This window comes from Rothia sp. 18CD1-1 (assembly GCF_055285355.1).
Genome location: NZ_JBUZLI010000007.1, coordinates 108,947 through 126,667, shown reverse-complemented (window position 1 = coordinate 126,667; position 17,721 = coordinate 108,947). Strand labels below are relative to the sequence as shown.

Sequence of the window (17,721 nt, the reverse complement as noted above, 5' to 3'; positions counted from 1 at the left end):
TGCTCCTCAGATCCCCGCTGCTGAAAATCCCGCCAAAAATATTAGCCAGGTTAAGTTCTTTGACCTGCCGAGGTTGATAAGAGAGAAGGGTTTTTTGGGGGATTCGCTGCGTGCGGGCTTGGGTAGGAGCACGGTTGCGATCAGGCATCCCAGGAAGGTGATGAGGTCAATGATAATAAACAGAATCGAGAATCCGTGCCACTTACCTTCCCACAGGAGGACTATAAGCCACGCTGTGGCTGAGGCGAGGGCTACCGCCACGAGGGTGCCAGATCTCACCGATGCTTTGAATGCGAGTAGATCGTCTTTGGGGAAGTAGGCGGGTGGCAGTGTTCCTCGGATGGGGGACAGCGTTCTACCCAGAACAAAATAAAAGAATATGAAGATGATGGACACCTGTGGATTCGGGGTGAACAGTATTATTGAACAGGTAGCTAACTGAAATGTTTGAACCAGGATCAAAGATTTTTTGCTGCCGAGAATATCGCATAACACTGACGAAAAATAGCTCAGAGAAGTGCCTACAAATACGGCAGCACCCATGCTGAGTAAGATGTCGGAAGGTTTCGACCCTAGATATTGATTGGTGTAGTATCCGATGCCGAGGCCAAATATTGATGTACCGAAAGCGTCAAAAACTATGTTTGCTTTTAGTAAAAATTTCAATTTATCCATTGTGTATACCGTGTATGACACGCTTTTCCGAATGGTAAATCAACCGTGCTTAACCTATTGGAATGAAGCAGTTCTGGGCGGGTTTCCTCGCGGAGCTTCAGCGCGGGAAGCTCGATTGCGCGAGTGTATCCGACCATTCTGCTCACCCCTCTAGATAGAGTCGAGTATACATTAAACACCGTGTTCCATATCTATTGTTGGGGAATTGTCCCTTAGAGTCGCGCCTATTCCCTTGACCTATGTAGGGCTGTTAGTTTCTGCGGTGGTGAGAGGTGGAACCGCTTGCCGGTATGTGAATCTGAGACGGCCGGTCTCGACGGGTCCGCGATGGTGACGAGTTGCACCGGGGTTTCGCGGCGGTTTCACAAGAAACGGGCATAGTCTTAAAAGAAACCGACACACCACCGTACGGAGGGCAGATGGGCACCGAGCAGCACGGGAAGGATCCCTTTGGAATCCCGCCACGCATCCAGCTACTGGACGAGCAGGGGCACATGAGAACCCACAAAAAATACAGTGCCTACACTACCGACATCGACGGCACACAGCTCAAAGAATTCTACCGCCAGATGCTGATCACCCGCCGATTTGACGACGAGGCAACAGCGCTCCAACGTCAGGGCCAGATGGCGCTATGGGTTCCCTCCCGTGGGCAGGAAGCCGCCCAGGTGGGCTCGGCGTTTGCCTACGCGGCCAACGACTATATTTTCCCCAGCTACCGCGAACACGCGCTGGCTTTTGCCCGCGGAATAGACTTTCGCGAACTGGTGCAGGTTTTTCGCGGCCATGACACCCTGGGCTGGGACCCCAAGAAACACAACTTCCACCCCTACACGCTGGTGCTTGCCGCCCAGGTCCCCCAGGCGGTGGGCTACGCGATGGGGCTCACCCTTGACCGAGACCTAGAAGAAGAGACAGGGGTGGCCCAAACCGGGCAGGGGCAGGCAACCGACCCCGCCGGGGACACGGTCAGCCCATCGGTCGCGGTCTACTTTGGTGACGGCTCATCCACCGAAGGCGACGTGCACGAATCCATGGTGTTTGCCGCCAGCTACAGGGCCCCGGTGCTCTTCTTTGTGCAAAACAACGGGTGGGCCATCTCGGTCCCCTTCAGCACACAGTCCCGGGTGCCCCTGGCCACCCGGGCCGCCGGATACGGGTTCGAGGGGATCCGGGTAGACGGCAACGACGTGCTTGCGGTCGCCGCGGTCACCCGCTACGCCATGGAAAAAATCCGTGCCGGAAACGGGCCAGTTATGATCGAAGCGGAAACCTATCGGCTGGGTGCGCACACCACCGCCGACGACCCCACCAAGTACCGCACCGACGAGGAGCTAGCATCCTACGCGGCAAAAGATCCCATGATCCGCCTGGAAAAACACCTGCGGGAGATCGGGGCCGCCACCGAAACATTTTTTACCGAGGTGGCGCACGAGGCCGACGACATTGCCCGCGAAGTACGGGAGAGCGTTCTGACCTCGCAGGCCCGCCCCCTGGACTTCTACCTGGGCAACGCCTACGCCCAACCGCACGCCCAGACAGAGGCCGACCGTGCCTTCTACCGGGACTACCTCGACGGTTTTGAGGAAGGAGAGTAATCGTGTCCGTAGAAAAAATACCGCTCTCTAAGGCCATCACCCGCGCACTGCACCACGCAATGGAGGCCAACCCCAAGGTGGTGGTGCTCGGTGAAGACGTGGGTAAGCTCGGTGGAGTCTTTCGGGTCACCGACGGCCTCCAAGCCGATTTTGGGAGCAGTCGGGTGATGGACTCCCCCCTGGGCGAGTCGGGTATCGTGGGCACATCGATCGGTATGGCCCTGCGCGGTTACTACCCCGTACCCGAGATCCAGTTTGACGGCTTTGTGTTTCCCGCCTTCAACCAGATCACTTCCCAGCTCTCCAAAATCTACGGCAGAACCCGCGGCGCCTACCGGGTACCGGTTACCATCCGGCTACCCTACGGCGGGGCGGTGGGATCGGTTGAGCACCATTCGGAATCTCCCGAAACCTACTTTGCGCACACCCCCGGCCTGAGGGTGGTCACCCCCTCCTCCGCCCATGACGCCTACTGGATGCTGCGCACCTCGATCGAGCACCCCGACCCGGTTATCTTTATGGAACCCAAACGCCGCTACTGGCTCAAGGGCGAGGTCAATTTCAGCGACGAGGACTACGACCCCTTCCGGGCCGCGGTACTGCGTCAGGGCTCAGACCTGACCCTGGCCACCTACGGCCCCCTGGTGCCGGTGGCCCTGGCAGCGGCAGAAGCGGCTACTGAAGACGGCCACGATATCGAGGTTATTGACCTGCGCTCGCTCTCACCGCTGGATACCGAGACGGTGGCGCACTCGGTCGAAAAAACCGGCAGACTGGTGGTCGCCCAGGAGGCAACCGCCTTTGTGAGCGTCAGCTCTGAGCTGGCGGCCGCGGTCACCGAGCGGTGCTTCTATTCGCTGGAGGCACCGGTGCTGCGCGTGGGCGGCTTTCACATTCCCTACCCGGTGCCCGGTGCCGAAGAAGACTATGTGCCCGGTATCGACCGTATCCTTGAAGCGGTAGACCGCTCCTTTGCCTACTAGTACACACCCGCAGGCCAGAACCTAAGGAAATATAGATGTCGCAGATTTTTAAACTTCCCGACGTTGGCGAGGGACTGACCGAGGCAGAGATCCTTGCCTGGAAAGTGGCAGAAGGCGACCGTGTCGCCGTCAACGATGTCATCGTGGAGATAGAGACCGCCAAATCGGTGGTTGAACTTCCCTCACCCTATGAGGGGATCGTTGAAGAAATACTCGTGTCGGCGGGTGAAACCGTGGAGGTGGACACCCCGCTGATCGGTATCTCCGGTGGGCAGGACAGCCCCGAAAGCGGAACCGGCCAGCCTCTACAGGCTCCCGCAGCCGGAGCAGACAGCCCTGAGACGGGGGAGGAGAAAGCCCTGGTCGGTTCCGGCCCCAAGGCCGACCCGGTCAAACGGCGGGCACGTCGGCGTCCCACCGGACTCCCGATGCGGCCGGAACCGGTACAGGATAACCGGCCGGTGCAGCCGGAAAGCAGCCAACAGCAGGACCGCAAACTGCTGCGCGGGCCCCTGGGCGGTCTCACCGAGCGGGCATCGGCCCTCATCGAGGGGGGACTGCGTCGGCTACCCGGCAGCGAAAAAGAACCGGTAGCTGACCATCCCGTAGCCTCCATCCCACGCCGCCCCACCCTGGCCAAACCCCCCGTGCGCAAAGCCGCACAGGACATGGGTATCGACCTGGCCGACGTCACCCCCACGGGCCAGCAGGGGCAGGTCACCAAACGAGACCTCCTCAGCTACGCCGCCCACGTGCGCGACGAGCAGGAGAACCAGCCGGTTCTCCCCGATTCTTTCTGGCTGCCGCAAGAAATAGGCGGCGACCGCATCGAAAGGATCAGGGTGCGCGGGGTGCGCAAGGCAACCGCCAAGGCAATGGTGGATTCCGCATTCAGCGCCCCGCACGTTTCAATCTTTGTCGATGTTGACGCAAGCCGCACCATGGAGTTCGTCAAACGGCTAAAAACCTCCACGCACTTTGAAGGAATCAAGGTCACCCCGCTCCTGATCCTCGCCAAAGCCGCCATCTGGGCCACCGCCCGCAACCCGCAGGTGAACTCAACCTGGACAGACTCAGAGATCCTCATCAAGCACTACATGAATCTGGGTATTGCCGCGGCAACACCGCGCGGACTCATGGTACCCAACATCAAAGACGCCCAAGATCTCTCTCTCCGCGACCTGGCCATCGCTCTCAACGAGCTCAGCCTCCGCGCGCGCGAAGGTAAAACACAGCCGGCTGAGATGAGTGGCGGAACCATGACCATCACCAATATCGGCTCCCTGGGTATTGATACGGGGACACCGATCATCAACCCCGGCGAGGCGGCAATCATCGCTTTCGGCACCATCAAGCAGAAACCCTGGGTGGTGGACGGCGAGGTGATCCCGCGCTGGGTCACCACCCTGGGCGGATCCTTTGACCACCGCATCGTTGACGGCGACCTCTCGGCCCGTTTCATGGCGGACGTGGCGGCAGTCCTCGAAGAACCGGCCCTGCTCCTCGACGAGTAGGCCCGGCCGGGCTGCCCCGGGCCGCGGCCTAGAAGCGCTCCACATTGCCCACCTGGTCTATTTCGATGGCGGAAGGTTCGTCATCTTCGGAATTTCCGTCGTGAACTATCATCACCGCAACCGGGTCATCTGCCGAGAAGGCGCGAATGGTGACGGTTCCACCGGTAACATCTTCGAGCAGGTCAACGGCGCAGGCGGTGAGCGGCTGTACGACCTCCGGCGGCAGGTCCCGGCCGCGTTCGTCGAGAATATCCACCTTGGCTCCGCGACGGCGGGCGCCCAGGGTTGCCTCCAAAATTCTTGGGTTGACGATGTGATGCCCGCGAATGGTGTCGCGCAGGTGGGCCTCGGTGAAACGGAAATTATCTATCTCTTCGCGGGTGACGGGCTCGGGGTTGTAGGCGATACGGTGCAGCATGTCTTCGGTGAGTTCACGCACCTCGGCTACTCGGCGGGAGGCGACGTCGCTGACCCCGCGTTCCTGGGCTTGCCCGAGCTCGGCGTTGCGCAGTAGAACCCTCGACTGTTGGGCGCGCTGGGTGGCGGCCCAAATATGGTGCTTGAAAATATGGCTGGCCACCACCACCGCTGCCGGTATAAGGAATTCCAAAACCACAGAATAGCGGAAATTGTAGAAACCCAGGTGCCACTTGACCACCAGAAGCATGGAGAAGAAGAAAAGAAACCAGGCGGCAACCGCGCAGTTACGCTGTACCATCACCGCGCAGATGAGGGTGATAATCAGCAGCAGCGGCACCAGGGCCGGAATATTGACCCTGGCCGGCAGCTTCTCCAACATGATCTGTAGAAAGATAAGGGTCAGTAGCTGGATCACCGGTACCAGCACGGGCGGTAGGTCAAAAGAATTATTGGGAAAGAAAACCAGGATAAAACTCAGCGCAATATATGCGCTGAGCGGCAGCCACATGCCGTGAGTGTAAAAGTCGTTGATATTGCACCAGAAAATGAAGGCACAGGCGACCAGGGCAAAGTAGATGACCAGGCTGATACGGAAGAAAGGGGTGGAATAGTATTCGTTGGGCATTAGCGATCACCGGGCCACTGTACAACAACCTTGGTGCCGCGGTCGGGGGCGGACTGGATAGACACTTTACCGCCCGCCTCCACCATGCTGTGCACCATCGAAACCCGCACACCCATGCGGCGGATATCGAGACTATTAACATTAAAACCCTGCCCGCGATCCGATACCGTACAGAAAATATAGGGGCGGGCCTCCGAAGACCGTGAGGAGCGGGACGAGCGGCGCATTTCGGTGCGCACACTAATCTGGGTGGTACGGCTACCCGAGTGGCGGGCAGAGTTTGAGACCGCCTCGGTGACAGCGTGCGTGAAGGCGCGGGCGGCAGCGTAGGGTATCTCTGAGGCGGGATCCGCCTTGGGCAGACCCAGCACCGAATCCGAATCTTCAACAAAACGTAGCCGAGAATTCCAGGGGGCCACACCCACGGCAATCTGCTCGGTGAGCTGCTGAAAAGTGATGGGTTGTGCGGGGGAGAGCCGGTTGGTTTCGTCCTCAATCACCGAGATAGCCCGCTGCGCCAGTGCGCGGGTACGGTCGGCAATAGGGCCCTCGGTCCGGCTGGCATCAAGCAGGGCTGCCATCACGTTGTCGTGTACCAGCTTGTTAAATTCTTGGAGAATATGTGACTGGTCGCGGCTGTGCTTGAACTGGAGGTGGGCGGTGAGGGTCTCGGTGTAGAGCACGTCAGAGCGCTCGGCATAGAAGCGGGCGATACAGAAGAAGAAACCAAGAAGGGTGGCGTAGCCGGTAAAAAGGAGGACGAGGGGGAGCACCTGGTTGACGTCGGCACTTTTGCCGGTGACCAGAGCTGAAACCAGCACACTGTAGAAGATGCAGATAATGAAACCAACGGTGTGGGCCAACGTGCGGTAGATGGCGCTGCCCGTGGTGAGAGGCGCAAGGAGACCGTAGAGGCCGATAAAGGCGCACCAGGGGATTAGGGTAGTTGCGGTGCTTTGAATTGCCAGCGGGTAGCTGAGGTAGGCGAGGTAGGAGATCACCAGAGTGGGGGTGACAATAGCCCGTGAAAACTCCCGGCGGATTCCCTTATAAATGAGCCATGTGCTGTTGAGCAGGATGAGCAACACAAAAATAAGGTGCCAGTAGCTAAAATTGGTGCTCTGCTGCGACAGCGGAAAATATGCCTGGAAGATGAGCACTAGACCGAAACAGGCAAAGAATATTTCCAGGGTACAGCAGAGCACATAACTGCTGGGGCCAACAAGAGTTTTTCCGGTGTAGGACCGGAGCCTCAAAAACGACCGGCGGGACGTGCGCAGAGCCTGGGCAAGATCCTTGGTCGCCCCCGTTGTATACGACAATGAGAACCCTCCGAGCGAGTGAACAGGTGGAGATCTACTCTTAAAATAGTATCTCTCAACCCGTTAAAACTGGCGTTCGGCGCTCCTCACATCCTCCATGCTGTCCACCAGGCCGTCTTCGATAGCGCGAATACGCAGATCAATTTTGGTCGGTGCCGGCCGGCCCACGCGGGCGTACTTGTCGCGAATACGGTCAATATTTGTCTTGACCGCAGACTGTTTGATGCCCATACGACGAGCCACCTGCACCTGGGCGTACCCTGAGGCGTAGAGCCGCAGGGTCTCCTGCTCCCGCGGGGACAAAGTTGCCCGCGAAAATTCCTGGTCGCCGTCAATCGCGGCGGCAAGCTCCTTGGTGACCACGGCCCGGCCTTCGGCAATGTTCTTTGCCTCGGCCAACGCCTGCTCGAGCGGCTCAGACTTACGCACCAGCCCCAGGGCGCCCGACTTGAGCGCTTCACGGATCAGAGAAGGGTTCTCGCCAATTGAAAAAATCAGCACCTTAATCTCTGCCTGCCGAAGCAGGTCAACGTTCTCCGAGGGCCGCGACCGATCCTGCAAAGACAGATCGAGCAGCACCACATCGCATTCACGTTTATGCTTGCCCAAATCTGCCACGCTGGGATCTATCGGATTGCGGCCAAGCGCTACCAGAAGCTCTCTCACGGTGGGGGCTGTAGCCACCAGCTGAACTCCCTTAGTCTTTCCGGCAACAGCCCTTAGCCCCTCGCGAACCACCTCGTGATCGTCAACGATCGCAACCTTTGTGTCAACCATATTTCCCCCATAAAAATATCTTCTCACTCCGGCCGGGTAGTGGGCCGACCACCGTGAGAGGTGACTTTATAAAATCTATATCATCTCAATCCGATGTAATTCTACCGTGGACTCAGAAGCAAAATCCCCGAAAGCGAACGATGCCCTAAAAGTGGCTACAAACTGTCTAGCCTGTGGCTAAACCCAGGGCGGCGGCACTGAACTGCCCGGTTTGCGGGCGTTCGTCGGCCCCCACCGTCTTGATAACCCGCGCCGGATTACCCGCCACCACAGCATGGTGTGGAACATCCCGGGAGACCACCGCACCGGCACCGACCACAGCATTTTTACCGATCGTCACCCCCGGCAAAATAATGGCTCCGGAACCGATCCACACATTATCTTCAACGGTAATGGGAAGCCCACCCTCCCAGCCGTCGCGGCGGTCGTGAGGGTTGAGCGGGTGGGTCGGGGTCAGAAATTGTACGTTTGAGCCAACCAGCACCGCATCCCCGATGGTCACCGGTGCGACGTCTAAAATCACGGTGTTGAAGTTGAAAAAACAGCCCGAGCCGATGCTCGTGTTAATACCGTAGTCAACCTGAAGAGTGGGCCGGATCTCCACCGAGTCACCCAGGAAACCAAAAAGCTCTTCCAGCACCTTCCCGCGCGCTGAGTCACCGCGCACGTACAGTTCGTTATAGCGGGCACACAGAGTAACCCCGCGCCGGTATATCTCGGCGCATTCGGTATCGGGCTTGTAGGCTTTGCCCGCCACCATGCGGTCAAAAACTCGTTCGGTCATGTATCTCTCCTCGAATTAGCCGTTATACCACAGGGCGAGAGCGGCAATAATCGCCACACCAAGAAATACCGCCCCAAGGCCCACCAGAATCATTCGTTTAACAATCTGGTGAATGAGAAAACGAACATCGTCTTCGGTGAGCGGGGGTAGTTGTTTTTTAGCCATACTCAAAGTATGGCAGGAAATACCCGCACCGCGGTGCTTCATGGCAGAATCGTGGATATGGATAAAGCTCAGAGCACTTCGCAGACCGACGAAAACTGGCCCCTCATCAACCGGCCCTGGGTAAAAAACTATAGACCTGAAACCGGTAGCGAACTCAACCTCCCCGAGACATCGCTCAGCCATCTCATGGAAGCAGCGGTGCGCGACGTGCCCTCAAAGATTGCCCTACAGTTCTTTGGCGCAAAAACCACCTACGCCCAGCTTGGTGACCAGATTCTTCGGGTGGCCGAGGGGCTACGGCGTGCGGGGGTCAACGCGGGAGACCGTGTAGCAATCGTGCTTCCCAACTGCCCGCAGCATATTGTTGCCTTCTACGCGGTGATCCGGCTGGGTGCCGTGGTGGTTGAACACAACCCCCTCTACACGTCGGCCGAGCTACGGCACATGTTTGAAGACCACCGGGCCAAAGTGGCGATCGTGTGGGATAAAGCGGCAGAAAACCTGGTCGACTTGCCCGCCGATATTCGTCCGGGAATTATATACGCTGTCAACATGATTGCGGCCATGCCCTTTCACATGCGCACGGCACTGAAACTACCCGTGAAATCAATGCGGGATTCTCGCGAGAAACTTGAGGGCCGCGCGCGAGGTACTAGGGCCTGGAAAACCCTGCTCAACAACGAGCCTCTAGAGTCCAGCCACCACCGGCCCACCGCCGCAGATCTCGCCCTGCTGCTTTACACGTCGGGTACCACGGGTGCGCCCAAAGGGGTCATGCTCACCCACCGCAACCTGGAGGCCAACGCCCGCATGGGTGACGAATGGATTCAGCCCGGCGATGACGAGGTTATCTACTCGGTGCTCCCGCTCTTTCACGCCTACGGTATGACACTGGGGCTGACCATCGCCGTGATCTGCCGTGCCCGGCTGGTGATTTTTCCCACCGTCGATATTGATCTGATACTGAAAGCCATGAAGAAAACCGTGCCCACCATTCTGCCGGCCGTGCCCCCGGTGTACCGTAGGCTGCTCGACGAGGCGGAGGCCCGAAATATCTCGCTGGAGGGTATCCGCTATTCGGTATCGGGGGCCATGAACCTGCCACCGGAACTGGTTGATGAGTGGGAGCAGAAATCGGGTGGTTACCTGGTGGAGGGCTACGGCCTGACCGAGTGCGCCCCCCTGGTTGCCTGCAACCCGCTCAACACCACCCGCCGGGCTGGATCTATCGGTATCCCCTTCCCGGCCACCGATATCCGGGTGGTTGATCCCGAGACGCTGACCGATGTTCCCCTGGGTGAAGAGGGGGAGCTGTGGGTGCGCGGGCCCCAGCGCTTTCGGGGCTACTGGAAGCGGGAGGAGGAAACCTGGCAGGCCGTGACCGCCCAGGGCTGGTTGCGTACCGGAGATATTGTACGGCTCGACAGTGATTTCTTCCTCTACATTGTTGACAGGATCAAAGAGGTGATTATTACCGGCGGCTTCAACGTCACTCCCACCGAGGTTGAGGTGGCGCTACGCCGGCACGACTCTGTCCAGGACGCCGCGGTGGTGGGCCTGCCCCGTCAAGGCGGCGGTGAGATGGTGGTCGCGGCCGTGGTCGCGGCGGACGGTTACGCGATTGATGAGACAGAACTGCGCGAGTACTGTTACGGTCAGCTCACCCGCTATAAGGTGCCCCGCAAGATTTTTGAGGTGAAAGATTTGCCGCGTTCGATGCTGGGGAAAACCCTGCGCCGGCAGGTGCGCACACAGCTTGAGGAAACCTACGGGCAGCAGTAAGCGGGCGGGCCGGGCGGATCGCAGGAGGCTGTGTGAAGCAATGTTACGAAATATGACGAAATGTTACAGAATAGTCTGCCCGGCTACGCAAAAAGACTTAAAACTGGCCACGGGCACGCCCGTTTCGTGGTGAACGCGGCGGCATGGTTCAATAAGAAGACATCTCCCAAAAGGGGAGACCGCCACTCATAAACCGACCGGCTCACACGAGTAGAAGCCGAAGTGGCCGCCCATACATATACCCAACAGAAAGATTCATAGCCGTGAAGAAATTTGTTGCCTCCTTAGCTGTCCTCCCCCTCCTCGCGCTGGCAGCTTGCGGCTCCTCCGGCGATCAGGCATCCGATACCGTAACCATCGGGGTGGTGGGTACCGACCCGGTCAACGACAAACTTAAAGAGGTAGCCGCCGACGAGGGCATCACCATCGAATACCGCGAGTTCAGCGACTACGCCCAGCCCAACCCCGCACTCAACGCCGGCGATATTGACATGAACTGGTTCCAGCACATCGCCTACCTCTCCAACTACAACGTTGAGGCAGGAGATGACCTCCAGGTCGTTGGGCCCACCGTCATCTACCCCATGGCGCTCTTCTCCCAGAGGCACGATTCTCTGGAGAGCATCCCCGAAGGCGGCACCGTCGCCATCCCCAATGACACCGTCAACGAGGCCAGGGCCCTGCTCCTCCTCAAAGAAAACAACCTCATCACGCTGACCTCAGACGACATCAGCTCCCCCACCGTTGACGACGTCGATACCGCTAACTCCAAGGTAAGTGTCACCGCCGTCGACGCCGCCCAGACCGTGGTCTCCATGGGCTCGGTAGACGGCTCGGTCATCAACAACGACTTCATCGCAGATGCCGGGCTCAACCCCAGCGAGGCCCTAGCCCAGGACGACCCCGCCAACGAGTCAGCCCAAAAATATGTCAACCTCTTCGTATCCCGGGCCGATGATGCCGATAACGAGACCTACAAAAAAATTGTTGAGCTCTTCCACACCGCAGCGGTCCAAGAAGTAGTGAACGAAGACACCCAGGGCACAGCGGTTGAGGTAACAACCGATACGGGTGAACTCCGCTCCACCCTTCAGAGAGAAGAAGAAAACCTGCGCAACCAGCAGTAATCGCTACAGGGATCAAGCGGTAGCTGACCCCGCCCGCCACGGCGCAGCGTGCTGGCAGGCCGGGGAGGCTACCGCTTAATCCGTCTACAGACCGTAGACATACACCGTCACAGAACCCAACCGATGAAAGCCTAACCATGAGCACAGAAGAAGCGAAGGCAGACCAGCCATCCAACCAGATGGTGGTTCTCGATAGCGTCTCCAAGGTATTCAAAAGCGGTAAAAACACCGTCACCGCGGTCGATGACGTATCTCTCACCATCAAGCGGGGAGAAATCTTTGCGATCATCGGCTACTCCGGTGCGGGCAAGTCAACCCTGGTGCGCCTGATCAACGGGCTGGAAACCCTCAGCTCGGGCACCCTGACGGTTGACGGGTTCACCGTCTCGGGGCAGCGCGAATCTGCCCTGCGGCAGGCCCGCCAAAACATCGGCATGATATTTCAGCAGTTCAACCTCATGAACTCCCGCACCGTTGCCGGCAACGTAGAATTCCCGCTCAAGGTTGCCGGCTACCCCAAGGAGAAGCGGGCGGGGCGGGTCGTCGAAATGCTTGAATTCGTGGGGCTGGCAGATAAGGCCAACCACTACCCTGACCAGCTCTCGGGCGGACAGAAACAGCGGGTGGGTATCGCGCGTGCGCTCGCCACCTCGCCCTCCCTACTGCTTGCCGACGAGTCGACCTCAGCTCTAGACCCCGAGACCACCTCCGAGGTACTCGGCCTACTGAAGAAGGTCAACGCGGAGCTGGGGATCACGGTGGTGGTGATTACCCACGAGATGGACGTGGTGTCCTCGATCGCTGACAGGGTGGCGGTGATGGAGCTGGGCAAGGTGGTTGAGCTGGGCAACGTCTACGATGTGTTTTCCAATCCGCAAACCCCCGTGGCGCAGCGGTTTGTGGCGACCACCGTGAAGCAGGCCCCCACCTCGGACGAGGCGGCTGAGCTCAAAAGCCGCCACCGCGGGTACCTGGTGAACATTGAGATTACCGAGGGGAACAGCGGTATCGGTAGGGTGCTTTCCTATCTGGGCGACCGGGGTATTCAGTTCAATATTGTGCAGGGTGGCCTTGAGACCTTACAGGGGAAAACCTACGGCAATTTGACCCTGGAGTTTATCGGTGAAGTCACCGGCGTGGATGCTGTTATTGCGGAGCTGGGCACGGTGACCCGAGTGAAGGAGGTGCGCTAGATGCAGGCTGTTATACAGGCAGGTCCGGTAGCCGCAGCAAGGGTAAACTGGGAAACCTTTATCCCCCAGAAACTGGTTCCGGCCTTTTTTGACACCGTGTACATGGTGTCGGTGACCATGGTTATTGCCGGCACACTGGGACTGGTGCTGGGTGCGCTACTCTACACCACCAGGCAGGGCAACATCCTGGCGAACCGGCCCGTCAACATTTTTCTGAACGTGCTCGTGAATTTTATCCGCCCGATCCCCTTTATTATTCTGATCGCGGCGCTGGGGCCGCTCACCATGGCGGTACTCGATACGCGGCTGGGCGTCAACGCGGCGGTTTTTGCCATGTGCTTTGCGGCAACCTTTGCTATCGCCCGCATTGTTGAGCAGAACATGGTGTCCATTGATCCCGGTGTGATTGAGGCGGCCCGCGCCATGGGCGCCTCAAAGTCACGGATCCTGTTTACGGTCATGGTCCCCGAAGCGCTGGGCCCGCTGATTCTGGGCTACACCTTCTTGGTGATCGGGGTGGTTGATATGTCCGCTATGGCCGGATACATCGGCGGCGGTGGCCTGGGCAATGTTGCCCTGGTGGACGGCTACCAGCGGTTCAATGACGCGATCACCTGGGCGGTTGTGCTCGTCATTATTGTGATGGTGCAGCTGATTCAGCTGGTGGGCAACCTGCTCGCCCGTAAGGTGATGCGGCGCTAGCGGCCGGTGACCCAGCCCGAGTCGTAGAGGTCATCGTCGTCCCGGTGCCTGCCACGGGTCGGGTCTCTTTCCAGATGCCTGTCGGCAAAGTCGGTGGGGCGTAGCACTGAGTCGTCGGTGTCCTCGGGGGTGTACACCGCCAGGGCGATCAGGCCGTAGAAGAGTGCTGCCAGGAGCCAGAGCATAAGTGTCAGCTCACCCCACAGGGCCGTATGGCTACGAACAACCTCCGGCGGGGCACCGGCGAAAACCCGCGGAATGATCGCAATTGCCCCGATGGCGGTTGCCAGGCCGGCGGCTGTGAGAAGGTGCGGGAACCAGAACCAGCGCGCCCTCTTATTGCGCGGTAGCGGGTTCTGCCCCGGCAGGCGCAGGGGTGCAAAGGAGCGGCGGCGCACGGCAATCAGGAGTCCGACTCCGGTGAGGGCGACCGCTGCTCCGAGGCTGGCAAGAATCAGGTTTGCTGCGAGCAGGGGAATAAAAGCCAGTAGTAGTCCCACCAGCAGAAGCGTGAAACTTAACCCGGTTGCCATGCGGATACGCGCGGTTACCGAGCGGTGGGCGGGAAGCACATAGCCGGGGTCACCCGCGGTCGGGGGAGGATCCTGCCAGAAGTCGCGATAGTATTCGAGCTCAGCCTCACTCATATCCCGGTAGCGGAGACCGTACTTGCCGGTGGGCTTATTCGTCATAGAATCTTCGGTGTGTCCCATAGCGGTCCTAGCCGAGGTTGACCGTCCCCGGATCGGGGGTGAGACTGGTGGCGGTAGTGGTCATGCCACCATTGTTTCACAGACCGACACCACAGGTCGGGCGAAAAACCTATTCAGCTACCGCAGTGGACCACGGTATAAGATCCGGTGTGCTCAAGCTCCCGCAACGGAAACGGGTGCTGGCCCGGTGTCCTTTGCGATAATAAAGGGGCGGCTCGGCCGGCAGCATCGCCCGGAGACCACCGGGTCCCACCAGCCTTTCCCCGGTAGCGTCCATCCGCCACCGTCAATGTATCTCACCTCACAGGAGCTAAGCGAGGAGTCTATGGTATCACCCGATCTTTCCGGAAGTCTGACCCTGATCCGCCACGGGCAAACCGACTGGAACAAGCGGGGCCTCATGCAGGGCTCCACAGATATTCCGCTCAATGAGCGCGGCCGCGAGCAGGCGAAGCTCACCGGGGACCTCCTGAGGCAGGCTGGCCACCGCTACGATGTGCTGGTGTCATCGCCGCTTTCTCGTGCCCTCGAAACAGCCCGGATCGTGGGTTCTGTTCTGGGGTTGAGCGTATCGGCAACCTATGCGGGCCTGGTGGAACGCCACTACGGTGAGGCCGAGGGCGTAGATATTCCTGCCCCGGCACGGCGGGAGCCCGATGCCTTTTATTCGGGTGTGGAATCGGAGCGGTCGGTTTACCTGCGAGGGGTGGGCACCCTGCGCGAAATCGTTGCCGCGTATCCGGGGCAGCGTATTATCGCGGTTTCCCACGGTTCTCTTATTCGCCGGGTGCTCAGCGCGTCTCGCGGAAAGCCCTGGCCCGGGGAAGTGCCCAACGCCGAGGCGCTGGAGGTTCCACTGACCGGCCTTTTTGCCTGGGACGAATCAACCGAGCCGCTGCTTGAGGGAAAACCCTAGTGGATAACACCTCCGGGGGCTCCGGTTTGGTCCGCCGAGTAGAGCGGTGGCGCGGAGCCTGCCGGGTACTGCTGGTTTTTTACCTGGCCGCGGTGGCCCTGACCGTTTTCTGGCCCCGGCATGTTGACGACAATGGTGGCGGAGCCGGGCTGGTTCAGCTGCTGAACCTGGGGCATTCATCCGGATGGTTACCCGCCTGGTTTGACTATGGGCTGGTGGAGTGGCTGGCCAACCTGGTGATGTTCGTGCCCGGTGGTTTTCTGCTGACCCTGCTTCTGCCGGTGTCCCAGCGTTTTTGGGTTCCGGTGGGAGCGTTTGTGGCCTCGTGTGGTATTGAGGGGATCCAGTATTTTATGCCCGAGCGGACCTCCTCTTATGCCGATATCGCGGCGAATACTGCGGGGGCGCTGGTGGGCTGGATTCTGGCGATGTCTCCGGGGCGGTGGCGGCAAAAACCGCCGTCGACGAGCATCTGAACAAAAATCTGGCACCCGATACGGCGGGCATACATTGACGAAACAACATAAACCCACATAAAATCAAATCGCAAGGGTATATTCAAACTTTTTCCCACACTAGCTAGGTGATTGCTCCCCATGTTCGCAGAAGAACGCCGCGCTGAAATAGCCAAACTTGTAGCGTCGGCCCGCAGGGTCAACGGCGCTGAGCTCGCGCGCCGTTATGAAGTCACCATGGAAACCGTGAGGCGGGACTTGGCCGCCCTGGAGATTGAGGGGAAACTGCGCCGGGTCCACGGCGGGGCCGTGACGGTGGAGCAATCCACCTCGGTGGAGTCCTCCATTGCTCTGCGGCAGAATATGAACACCCCCGAAAAGCAGAAAATAGCCCTGAGAGCCTACGAACTTCTGCGCGACTCCGATGTGGGTGCGGTGATTCTTGACGCCGGCACCACCATCGAGATTTTAGCCGACAGGATATCCGCGGAAAATTTCAGCCTCAAATCGGGTGCTGACCGTTTGATTATCACCCATGCCCTGCACATTGCCGTGAAACTGGCAGAGGCAGACGGTATCGTGCTTGACCTGGTGGGCGGGCAGATCCGCAAAATGACCTGGGCCGCAATCGGTGCCCGGGCGGCAGAGCACTTTGCTGCCATCCGACCCGATATTGCCTTTATCGGGGTCAACGGTCTTGACGCCGGATTCGGTTTGAGCACCCCCGGCCTCAACGAGGCGGTCGTTAAAACGGCTATTGTCAAATCTGCCCGCAGGGTTGTGCTCCTCTGCGACTCCGCTAAATTCGGCCGCGAATCCCTGGTTCGCTTTGCCGGCCTTGAAGACATCGACACCCTTATTACCGATCAAGCGCCCGAGGGCGAGCTTGCGGCAGCGCTTGAAGAATCCAATGTGGAGGTACTCATCGCATGATTGTTACACTAACCGCCAACCCCAGCATGGACCGTACCGTGGAACTGCCCGGTGAGCTTAGGCGCGGGGCCGTGCTCCGGGCTGAGCGCGCGGTGCAGGACCCCGGTGGTAAAGGTGTGAATATTGCCCGCGCCCTGCAGGCCTCAGATTTTGGGGTGGTCGCGATCCTTCCCGGAGATGACCATGACCCCGTACTTTCCCTCCTGCGTGAGGAGGGGGTTACCCACACCAACATGCCGGTGGGGGCCCCTATCAGGTCCAATATCACCGTGGTTGAGCCGGGTGGTACCACCACCAAAATTAACGCACCCGGTGAGCCCCTCGACGATATTGCCCAGCAGCAGCTTACCCGCCTGCTGATTCAAGAGACCCACGATGCTTCCTGGCTGGTACTGGCGGGTTCGCTACCTCCCGGTGTGCAGAGTGACTACTACTCGGTGGTGGGGCGCGCTATCCGCGAAGCGCTGGGGGAGCAGGCCCCGCTCATTGCTGTGGACACCTCGGGTAATGCTCTTCGGGACGCGGTTAATGGTCAAGACGGAATGCCCAACCTGATCAAACCCAATTCTGAGGAGCTTGCCGAGCTCGTGGGGCGGCCGGATTCTGCCGAGGAGCTGGAGGGAAATATCGAGCTCACCGCCGATACCGCCCGGCAGCTGGTGACCCGCGGTGTTGACGCGGTACTGGCAACCCTGGGCGGTGAAGGTGCTGTGCTGGTGACCCCTGACGGCGCCTGGCATGCCAGACACGCGCCGGTGACGGTGCGCAGTACCGTGGGTGCTGGCGACTGTTCCCTGGCCGGTTACCTGATCGCTCACGAACAGGGCAAGAGCCCGGCTGACTGTCTGGTACAGGCTGTGGCCCACGGGTCTGCCGCGGCCGCTCTTCCCGGAACACAGGTTCCCTCACTCGCCGAAACCACCCCCGAGGCGGTCACGCTCACCGAAGTAAACCTGTAAATATGCGGGTAAAAATTTTCATCTATTCATAACACTGAGCGCAGCCCCACGCCCCGACGGGTACATTCCCGTGTACGG

The 17,721-nt window shown here is 59.4% G+C and carries 18 protein-coding genes; 11 read left to right on the top strand and 7 right to left on the bottom strand.

All coding sequences use genetic code 11. From position 1 onward, the window contains the following. Positions 1-6: 6 nt before the first annotated feature. A complete protein-coding gene (locus ACS1BR_RS06380) occupies positions 7-675 on the bottom strand; it encodes an MFS transporter (protein ID WP_463561124.1) in 669 nt (222 codons plus the stop codon). A 419-nt stretch (positions 676-1,094) separates the two neighbouring features. On the opposite strand from ACS1BR_RS06380, the gene ACS1BR_RS06375 reads away from it, so the two are divergent. The 3 genes from ACS1BR_RS06375 to ACS1BR_RS06365 are packed head-to-tail and all read left to right on the top strand — an operon-like array spanning position 1,095 to position 4,770. Continuing rightward, a complete protein-coding gene (locus ACS1BR_RS06375; RefSeq protein ID WP_463561123.1) occupies positions 1,095-2,273 on the top strand; it encodes a thiamine pyrophosphate-dependent enzyme in 1,179 nt (392 codons plus the stop codon). Positions 2,274-2,275: 2 nt separating this feature from the next. Next, a complete protein-coding gene (locus ACS1BR_RS06370; protein WP_463561122.1) occupies positions 2,276-3,256 on the top strand; it encodes an alpha-ketoacid dehydrogenase subunit beta in 981 nt (326 codons plus the stop codon). Positions 3,257-3,291: 35 nt separating this feature from the next. After that, positions 3,292-4,770, top strand: a complete 1,479-nt coding sequence (locus ACS1BR_RS06365) for a dihydrolipoamide acetyltransferase family protein (RefSeq protein ID WP_463561121.1) — start codon at positions 3,292-3,294, stop codon at positions 4,768-4,770. Positions 4,771-4,798: 28 nt separating this feature from the next. Here ACS1BR_RS06365 and ACS1BR_RS06360 read toward each other — a convergent pair whose 3' ends face one another. The 5 genes from ACS1BR_RS06360 to ACS1BR_RS06340 form a co-directional block, all read right to left on the bottom strand. After that, positions 4,799-5,815, bottom strand: coding sequence for a hypothetical protein (locus ACS1BR_RS06360; RefSeq protein WP_463561120.1), 1,017 nt, complete (start codon positions 5,813-5,815; stop codon positions 4,799-4,801). Continuing rightward, positions 5,815-7,137: an ATP-binding protein gene (locus ACS1BR_RS06355; protein ID WP_463561119.1), complete on the bottom strand. Its 1,323-nt coding sequence runs from the start codon at positions 7,135-7,137 to the stop codon at positions 5,815-5,817. The genes ACS1BR_RS06360 and ACS1BR_RS06355 overlap by 1 nt, the downstream gene beginning before the upstream one ends. Before the next feature lie 63 nt (positions 7,138-7,200). Further along, positions 7,201-7,914 carry a response regulator transcription factor gene (locus tag ACS1BR_RS06350; protein WP_463561118.1) on the bottom strand — a complete coding sequence of 238 codons (714 nt, stop codon included), beginning with the start codon at positions 7,912-7,914 and terminating at the stop codon, positions 7,201-7,203. A 166-nt stretch (positions 7,915-8,080) separates the two neighbouring features. Next, positions 8,081-8,698, bottom strand: coding sequence for a sugar O-acetyltransferase (locus ACS1BR_RS06345; protein ID WP_463561117.1), 618 nt, complete (start codon positions 8,696-8,698; stop codon positions 8,081-8,083). 15 nt (positions 8,699-8,713) lie between these two features. Further along, the gene (locus tag ACS1BR_RS06340; protein WP_463561116.1) at positions 8,714-8,863 is read right to left on the bottom strand and encodes a hypothetical protein; all 150 of its coding nucleotides are present in this window, start codon (positions 8,861-8,863) and stop codon (positions 8,714-8,716) included. Positions 8,864-8,920: 57 nt separating this feature from the next. Here ACS1BR_RS06340 and ACS1BR_RS06335 point away from each other — a divergent pair, with 57 nt between their 5' ends. From ACS1BR_RS06335 to ACS1BR_RS06320, 4 genes are all read left to right on the top strand, one after another. Beyond that, positions 8,921-10,645 carry a long-chain-fatty-acid--CoA ligase gene (locus ACS1BR_RS06335; RefSeq protein WP_463561258.1) on the top strand — a complete coding sequence of 575 codons (1,725 nt, stop codon included), beginning with the start codon at positions 8,921-8,923 and terminating at the stop codon, positions 10,643-10,645. A gap of 263 nt (positions 10,646-10,908) precedes the next feature. After that, positions 10,909-11,772, top strand: coding sequence for a MetQ/NlpA family ABC transporter substrate-binding protein (locus ACS1BR_RS06330; RefSeq protein WP_463561115.1), 864 nt, complete (start codon positions 10,909-10,911; stop codon positions 11,770-11,772). A 137-nt stretch (positions 11,773-11,909) separates the two neighbouring features. Beyond that, positions 11,910-12,965: a methionine ABC transporter ATP-binding protein gene (locus ACS1BR_RS06325; protein WP_463561114.1), complete on the top strand. Its 1,056-nt coding sequence runs from the start codon at positions 11,910-11,912 to the stop codon at positions 12,963-12,965. Then, entirely contained in the window at positions 12,966-13,667 is a 702-nt protein-coding gene (locus ACS1BR_RS06320; protein WP_463561113.1) for a methionine ABC transporter permease, read from the top strand. On the opposite strand, the gene ACS1BR_RS06315 is transcribed toward ACS1BR_RS06320, so the two are convergent. Beyond that, positions 13,664-14,380, bottom strand: a complete 717-nt coding sequence (locus tag ACS1BR_RS06315) for a hypothetical protein (protein WP_463561112.1) — start codon at positions 14,378-14,380, stop codon at positions 13,664-13,666. The genes ACS1BR_RS06320 and ACS1BR_RS06315 overlap by 4 nt on opposite strands. 325 nt (positions 14,381-14,705) lie before the next feature. Here ACS1BR_RS06315 and ACS1BR_RS06310 point away from each other — a divergent pair, with 325 nt between their 5' ends. From ACS1BR_RS06310 to ACS1BR_RS06295, 4 genes are all read left to right on the top strand, one after another. After that, positions 14,706-15,296 carry a histidine phosphatase family protein gene (locus tag ACS1BR_RS06310; protein ID WP_463561111.1) on the top strand — a complete coding sequence of 197 codons (591 nt, stop codon included), beginning with the start codon at positions 14,706-14,708 and terminating at the stop codon, positions 15,294-15,296. Beyond that, on the top strand, positions 15,296-15,772 hold the full coding sequence (locus tag ACS1BR_RS06305) for a VanZ family protein (RefSeq protein WP_463561110.1): 477 nt from the start codon (positions 15,296-15,298) through the stop codon (positions 15,770-15,772). Before ACS1BR_RS06310 ends, ACS1BR_RS06305 begins: the two co-directional genes overlap by 1 nt. A gap of 120 nt (positions 15,773-15,892) precedes the next feature. Then, on the top strand, positions 15,893-16,684 hold the full coding sequence (locus ACS1BR_RS06300; RefSeq protein WP_463561109.1) for a DeoR/GlpR family DNA-binding transcription regulator: 792 nt from the start codon (positions 15,893-15,895) through the stop codon (positions 16,682-16,684). Then, positions 16,681-17,643 carry a 1-phosphofructokinase family hexose kinase gene (locus ACS1BR_RS06295; RefSeq protein ID WP_463561108.1) on the top strand — a complete coding sequence of 321 codons (963 nt, stop codon included), beginning with the start codon at positions 16,681-16,683 and terminating at the stop codon, positions 17,641-17,643. Before ACS1BR_RS06300 ends, ACS1BR_RS06295 begins: the two co-directional genes overlap by 4 nt. Positions 17,644-17,721 lie beyond the last annotated feature (78 nt).

What these genes read in the sequence shown, in the direction of transcription:
- ACS1BR_RS06380 (WP_463561124.1), bottom strand. Translation starts at nt 675, where the DNA reads ATGGATAAATTGAAATTTTTACTAAAAGCAAACATAGTTTTTGACGCT.
- ACS1BR_RS06375 (WP_463561123.1), top strand. Translation starts at nt 1,095, where the DNA reads ATGGGCACCGAGCAGCACGGGAAGGATCCCTTTGGAATCCCGCCACGC.
- ACS1BR_RS06365 (WP_463561121.1), top strand. Translation starts at nt 3,292, where the DNA reads ATGTCGCAGATTTTTAAACTTCCCGACGTTGGCGAGGGACTGACCGAG.
- ACS1BR_RS06360 (WP_463561120.1), bottom strand. Translation starts at nt 5,815, where the DNA reads ATGCCCAACGAATACTATTCCACCCCTTTCTTCCGTATCAGCCTGGTC.
- ACS1BR_RS06350 (WP_463561118.1), bottom strand. Translation starts at nt 7,914, where the DNA reads ATGGTTGACACAAAGGTTGCGATCGTTGACGATCACGAGGTGGTTCGC.
- ACS1BR_RS06345 (WP_463561117.1), bottom strand. Translation starts at nt 8,698, where the DNA reads ATGACCGAACGAGTTTTTGACCGCATGGTGGCGGGCAAAGCCTACAAG.
- ACS1BR_RS06340 (WP_463561116.1), bottom strand. Translation starts at nt 8,863, where the DNA reads ATGGCTAAAAAACAACTACCCCCGCTCACCGAAGACGATGTTCGTTTT.
- ACS1BR_RS06335 (WP_463561258.1), top strand. Translation starts at nt 8,921, where the DNA reads ATGGATAAAGCTCAGAGCACTTCGCAGACCGACGAAAACTGGCCCCTC.
- ACS1BR_RS06325 (WP_463561114.1), top strand. Translation starts at nt 11,910, where the DNA reads ATGAGCACAGAAGAAGCGAAGGCAGACCAGCCATCCAACCAGATGGTG.
- ACS1BR_RS06320 (WP_463561113.1), top strand. Translation starts at nt 12,966, where the DNA reads ATGCAGGCTGTTATACAGGCAGGTCCGGTAGCCGCAGCAAGGGTAAAC.
- ACS1BR_RS06315 (WP_463561112.1), bottom strand. Translation starts at nt 14,380, where the DNA reads ATGGGACACACCGAAGATTCTATGACGAATAAGCCCACCGGCAAGTAC.
- ACS1BR_RS06310 (WP_463561111.1), top strand. Translation starts at nt 14,706, where the DNA reads ATGGTATCACCCGATCTTTCCGGAAGTCTGACCCTGATCCGCCACGGG.
- ACS1BR_RS06300 (WP_463561109.1), top strand. Translation starts at nt 15,893, where the DNA reads ATGTTCGCAGAAGAACGCCGCGCTGAAATAGCCAAACTTGTAGCGTCG.
- ACS1BR_RS06295 (WP_463561108.1), top strand. Translation starts at nt 16,681, where the DNA reads ATGATTGTTACACTAACCGCCAACCCCAGCATGGACCGTACCGTGGAA.